This window comes from Bacillus cereus group sp. BfR-BA-01408 (genome assembly GCF_022663305.1).
Classification (GTDB): domain Bacteria; phylum Bacillota; class Bacilli; order Bacillales; family Bacillaceae_G; genus Bacillus_A; species Bacillus_A pacificus.
On the sequence record NZ_JAKUFF010000136.1, the window covers coordinates 1 to 5,056 of the forward strand.

Below are 5,056 nucleotides of genomic sequence, written 5' to 3' on the forward strand. Positions count from 1 at the left end.
TTTATCGTCCCTACGTATTTGCGTAGGGACGTTTTTTATTTAGGTCCTAACTTTGGTGTATCTTCATAACTAGGGTGGTACCGCGATATTTTTGTCGTCCCTACGTATTTACGTAGGGGCGTTTTTTATTAGTAGAGAGGAAGTGAACGTATTAGAAAAGAGTGTGGATAGAACAATATAAATACCGAATTGTAAAACAGAAAAAGATAAAGAGAGGAGATTAACAAATGAATTCACAGCAATGGACATCGAAATTAGGTTTCGTATTAGCTGCAGCAGGTTCAGCAATTGGTCTAGGGGCAATTTGGAAGTTCCCGTATATGGCCGGAATTGGAGGGGGCGGCGCGTTCTTCCTTATTTTCATCGGTTTCACATTATTAATTGGTTTACCGCTATTATTAGCTGAATTTGTTATCGGAAGAAGTACACAAAAAGAGGCCGTTGATGCGTATAGAGAAATCGCACCAAAAACACTATGGCCATGGTTAGGGAAATTAGGGATTGTAACATGTTTCATATTACTTTCTTTCTACAGTGTTGTAGGAGGCTGGATTTTATTATACTTATGGAATGCAATTACAGGTAGACTATGGGAAGGAAATGGGGCATACGAAGCTACGTTTGGTGAAATCATTTCTAATCCGTATTTAGCAGTTGGCTCGCAGCTATTATTCATCCTTATTACTATTTTCATCGTAAGTAAAGGTGTACAAAATGGTGTTGAAAAAGTAAATAAATATTTCATGCCAGCACTATTCGTTTTATTCTTTGTATTAATCGTTCGTGCACTTACGTTAGATGGTGCGGGAGAAGGAGTTCGTTTCTTCTTACAACCTGATTTCGCAAACGTAACATCAGAAGTCATTTTATATGCAATGGGGCAATCGTTCTTCTCGCTATCTGTCGGTGTAGCTGTTATGGTAACGTATAGCTCATACTTGCCGAAAGAAGAAAGCTTACCGCGTTCAGCATTTTCTATTGTAGCTTTAACACTTGTGATTACATTACTTGCAGGACTTGCAATTTTCCCAGTAGTGTTCGCATTTGGAATGGAACCATCTCAAGGACCGGGGTTATTATTTATCGTACTGCCAGCTATTTTCAGTAAAATGGCATTTGGAAAATTATTCTTCATTGTTTTCTTATTACTATTCTTCTTTGCTACTATTACATCAGCGATTTCGATGTTAGAAATTAGCGTGGCATCTTTAACTGCAAAAGGTAAAGGGAAACGTGAAAAAATGGCTTTAATCGTAGGTTTATTAATCTTCGTTGTAGGAGTACCGTCAGCATTGTCATTTGGTATATTAAGCGATCTGAAGATTTTCGGAAAGACAGTCTTTGATTTAGCGGATTATGCAGTTAGTAACGTACTCATGCCACTGGGTGTTTTATTAGTTTCTATCTTTGTTCCTTTAAAAATGAAGAAAGATGTATTAATGAGAGAGCTTGGTGTAAGTAAAAATAAAGGCTATAAATTGTTTGTATTATGGTTATTCTTACTTCGCTTCATCGCACCAATTGCGATTATTATCGTATTCTTAAATGTACTTGGCATTATTTAAAAACGGTAGCGTATCGCTCTGGATACGCTACCGTTTTATTTTGCTCTTTTTTGCAATTCATTTACTGTTACGAACTGATAGCCCTTTTTAGTTAAAGAGTCTAAAATACCTTCTATGGTCTGTAAATTTTCATTAGACTCATCATACATAGAGTGCAGTAAAATGATAGAACCTGGTTTTACATTTTTATTAACATATTCAATTTTATCAGTTGCAGATTTATAAAAAGTATCAGGTTCAAGGTCCCAGGTGATTGTTTCGATATTGTTTTTCTTTAAATAATAGGGCAGGCCAATTAGTTTTTTCCCGTTAGGTGGTCTAAAATCAATTGCGCCTGTAAATCCTGTTTGGCGGATTAATGAATTTGTTTTTTCGATTTCTTCTTTAATAAAAGAAGGTGTTTTAAAAACCATTCTGTTATGAGAATATGTATGGTTTCCAATTTGGTGTCCAGATTGTACGATAGCTTCTCCTAACGATAGGTTTTTCTCTAATTCATTTCCGATTAAAAAGAAAGTAGCTTTTGCATTGTATGTATCTAGTAGCGGTAATATTTGTTTTACATTGTTAGTAGGGCCATCACCAAAAGTTAAAGCAATCACTTTTTCATTTGTTTCTACTCGATTTGTTAAATCTCCAAACAATTGAAAGCTTCTTGCATTCATCAATTTGTATGTTCCAAATAATGCTACAGTAATACTGAATAATGTAACGATTGTAATGATTATTTTCTTTTTCATAAAGCAACCTCACTATACTTTTCGATTGGACTAAAAAGTATTATATCAAACTAAGTAGTTTCATGCTTTAAAAAGGATGTGGATGCAAGAGGAAGGAATTTATCATATAATGTAATGAAAAAGGTATATTAGGAGGTGTTTACATGGCGATTACAATTCAATTGCCGGACACTGCAGCGTCTCATGCAAAGCCAAGTATGGAAATGGCGATACTTTGCGTGAGGTAGACAAGTAATATACAATCGCCTAAATGAGCTCGTATCATTTTTTATATTTGGCTTTGCACCTTATTGAAATGAACCATAAAAAATAAGGGGCGAGCAGAAATGAAATACGTTAAAGCAGCGACGGTTTTACCAGAAAGTTTAATTGTTGAAATTCAAAAGTATATACAAGGTGAAACAATTTACATTCCAAAACAAGAAACAAAACGTTATAAATGGGGCACACGATCTGGAGGAAGAAAACAATTAGATGAAAGAAATAAAGCGATTAAAGAAGCGTTTAAAAGCGGAATTGCTATTCATCAACTTGCAGAAGAGTATTTTCTTTCCGGAGAAACGATTAAAAAAATTGTGTATTCTAAATAAGAGAAAAAGAGTCTGATGCAAATGTTATTTTGCATCAGACTCTTTTTGTTTTATATGTATTGGATATATGGACTGTGACAGGGCATACTAATAGAAAAAATGTGCCGTTTTTTTATTAAAAGTTATACCGAGCACTTGAAAAGTAGAAAGGTGAGCTTCTATGAATCATATTGGACAAATAACGATAGAGCTTTTAGTTGGCTTTTTTGTGCTGTTAATTGCTACGAAAATATTAGGGAAAACACAAATATCACAGCTAACACCCTTTGATTTTATTTCTGCTATCGTCCTTGGTGAGCTTGTTGGAAATTCAATATATGACCCTAAAATTAAAGTGTGGTCTATTTTATACTCAGTATTTGTATGGGTAATTTTAATTTATTCAATAGAAGTGATAACGCAAAAAATAAGAGGAACAAGAAGGTTTTTTGAAGGGTATCCTTCCATTATTATTCGTAACGGAAAGATTGACCGAGAACAATTAAGTTCAAATCATTTGGATATTAATCAATTACAACAAATGCTTAGACAACAAAAAGATATTTTTTCGATTCGAGAAGTTGAATATATGATATTGGAACCTAACGGAAACATAAGTGTTCTGAAAAAGAGCGAATATGAATCTCCTACTATAAATGATTTAAGTTTAAAACATAAGCCTGTATACTTACCAATTTCATTAATTAGTGACGGAAAAGTAGTGAAAGATAATTTGAGAGAAGCTGGTTTTGATGAAGGATGGCTGTATAAGCAAATAAAACAAAAGGGGATTACTAAGTTTGAAGACGTATTATATGCGGAATGGAAAACAGATGATGGCTTCTTTTGTCAGGAAATGCAGCGGTAGAGTACAAGCTATGTATGTAATGTTTGTTTCCAAGTTATCTTTTACATATCAAAAAACGTAATCATTGTATACAATAAAACTAGATCAACAATTTGTATGGAGTGATAAAGATGGAAGCATTTATTAGAAGTGATCAATACAATTTTATAAAATCACAAGCTTATAATTTAGCAAACGGGCATGCAACTGCAAATGATAGAGGTGTTATTCAAGCGTTAAAATCACTTGCGATTGAAAAGATAATACATGTATTTGAGAATTTAACAGATGAACAGAAAGAGTTAATCGATACGGTATTAACAGTTCAAAATAGAGAAGATGCAGAAGCATTCTTAATGAAAATAAATCCGTATGTCATTCCTTTTCAGGAAGTGACAGCACAAACATTAAAAAAATTATTTCCTAAAGCGAAAAAATTAAAACTTCCTGATATGGAAGAAATAGATATGAAAGAAATATCTTATTTAAGTTGGGTTGATAAGGGGTCAAGCAGGAAATTTATTATAGCGAAAAATGATAAAAATAAGTTTGTTGGTCTGCAAGGAACGTTCCAAAGTTTAAATAAAAAAAGCATTTGTTCATTATGTCATGGACATGAAGAAGTTGGGATGTTTTTAGTTGAAATTAAAGGTGATATACCAGGAACTTTCGTTAAAAAGGGAAACTATATTTGCAAAGATGGTGTAGCTTGTAATCAGAATATGAAATCACTTGATAAATTACATGATTTTATTGAGCGATTAAAGAAATAAAATGGAAGACCTCTAGTGCTTAAACTGGAGGTCTTTATTTTGGAAGAAGTAATAACAGGTTTCTTTTGTAGCTGTAGATTTATAAAAAAAGTCAGGTCATTTATAATGAAATTTGATGAAAATATCTAATTGGACACGGTTGTTTATATGCAAGGAGGTAAACATGAATTATATTTCACCGAAAGAAGAGGTATTAAAAGTGAAACGGTGGCCTAAAAATACGATAGCAGCAGGTCGTGGTCATACCGTTGCTCTTAAATCGGATGGCACAGTTGTGGCAGTGGGGCGAAATAAAGAAGGAGAATGCAATGTAAGCAGTTGGTGTGATATTGAAGCCGTCGCAGCGGGCAATGTTCATATGGCGACGAACACAGGTAATGCTCATACAATCGCTCTTAAAAGTAATAATACTGTGGAAGCGGTGGGATGGAATAAGCATGGTCAATGTGATGTGAACGACTGGCATAATATTGTAGCGGTAGCGGCTGGGTGGCGTCGTACCATTGGCCTTAAACTGGATGGAACGGTAATGGCAGTAGGGCGAAATAAAGAAGGAGAATGT

The 5,056-nt window shown here is 34.1% G+C and carries 5 protein-coding genes and 1 pseudogene; 5 read left to right on the plus strand and 1 reads right to left on the minus strand.

Translation table 11 applies throughout. The annotated features are described in order from the left end of the window. The first annotated feature begins 227 nt into the window (after positions 1-227). Positions 228-1,565, plus strand: a complete 1,338-nt coding sequence (locus MR083_RS25940) for a sodium-dependent transporter (protein ID WP_001088180.1) — start codon at positions 228-230, stop codon at positions 1,563-1,565. A 35-nt stretch (positions 1,566-1,600) separates the two neighbouring features. On the opposite strand, the gene MR083_RS25945 is transcribed toward MR083_RS25940, so the two are convergent. After that, on the minus strand, positions 1,601-2,305 hold the full coding sequence (locus MR083_RS25945; RefSeq protein WP_242270061.1) for a polysaccharide deacetylase family protein: 705 nt from the start codon (positions 2,303-2,305) through the stop codon (positions 1,601-1,603). 326 nt (positions 2,306-2,631) lie between these two features. On the opposite strand from MR083_RS25945, the gene MR083_RS25950 reads away from it, so the two are divergent. The 4 genes and pseudogenes from MR083_RS25950 to MR083_RS25965 all read left to right on the plus strand — a co-directional run. Then, on the plus strand, positions 2,632-2,895 hold the full coding sequence (locus MR083_RS25950; protein WP_000878311.1) for a CD3324 family protein: 264 nt from the start codon (positions 2,632-2,634) through the stop codon (positions 2,893-2,895). Between the two features lie 160 nt (positions 2,896-3,055). Then, complete coding sequence (locus tag MR083_RS25955; RefSeq protein WP_001015537.1) at positions 3,056-3,742, plus strand: DUF421 domain-containing protein; 687 nt, start codon at positions 3,056-3,058, stop codon at positions 3,740-3,742. Between the two features lie 110 nt (positions 3,743-3,852). Next, entirely contained in the window at positions 3,853-4,494 is a 642-nt protein-coding gene (locus tag MR083_RS25960; protein ID WP_000387088.1) for a FusB/FusC family EF-G-binding protein, read from the plus strand. Positions 4,495-4,657: 163 nt separating this feature from the next. Continuing rightward, a pseudogene (locus MR083_RS25965) lies at positions 4,658-5,056 on the plus strand (chromosome condensation regulator); the annotation flags it as partial.